Source organism: Massilia pseudoviolaceinigra (assembly GCF_030846505.1).
GTDB classification, from domain to species: domain Bacteria; phylum Pseudomonadota; class Gammaproteobacteria; order Burkholderiales; family Burkholderiaceae_D; genus Telluria_A; species Telluria_A violaceinigra.
Genome location: NZ_JAVCWL010000126.1, coordinates 1 through 766, shown reverse-complemented (window position 1 = coordinate 766; position 766 = coordinate 1). Strand labels below are relative to the sequence as shown.

Here is a 766-nt window from a genome sequence, read left to right as displayed (position 1 = left end):
GGTGGCGATCAAAGCTGCGCACGTCCAGACACGGGAGACGTACGGTCCGTTGCGGCTGCAGCCTGAATTGGTCGCGCAAGGATTCGATACGGGGCGTGACCGTATCGTGCGGCTGCGGCAGGAGTTGGGCTTGCGGTGCAAGCAAAAACGGAAGTTCAAGGCGACGACGAATTCTCACCATGCGTTCCCGGTAGCGGAGAACCTGTTGAACCAAACGTTCGCGCCAACCCGGCCTAACGAAGCCTGGGTGACCGATATAACGTACGTAATGACCGATGAAGGCTGGCTGTACCTGGCTGGAGTCAAAGACGTTTTTACCTGCGAGTTGGTGGGCTATGCGATGGGCCCACGCATGACGCAGGACCTGACGGCGCAAGCCTTGTGGCGGGCGGTACGCAGCAAGCGACCGGCGCCTGGCTTGATCCATCACTCCGATCGCGGCACTCAGTATTGCGCCGACGATTATCGCAAGCTGGTCGAGCAGTTCGGCATGCAGGCGTCCATGTCGCGCAAGGGTAACTGCTATGACAACGCGCCGATGGAGAGCTTCTGGGGCAGCTTGAAGAACGAAATGATCCATCATCAGAGGTATGCCACGCGGGCTAACGCGGAGTCAGCGATCAAGGAGTACATCGAAATCTTCTACAACCGCCAGCGACGCCACTCGCGTCTTGGTTACGTATCGCCAGCGTCATTCGCCGAAAACTTTAGGAAAGAAGCGCTGGCTGCTTGAAACGGACGTGTCCACTATTGACAGTACACCTCA

Annotated in this window: 1 protein-coding gene; it reads left to right on the top strand. The window is 58.0% G+C overall.

Features of this window, described 5'->3' with window-relative positions; translation table 11 throughout:
* A partial coding sequence (locus tag RBA40_RS33385) for an IS3 family transposase (protein ID WP_306653214.1) occupies positions 1-733 on the top strand: 733 nt, incomplete at its 5' end.
* Positions 734-766 lie beyond the last annotated feature (33 nt).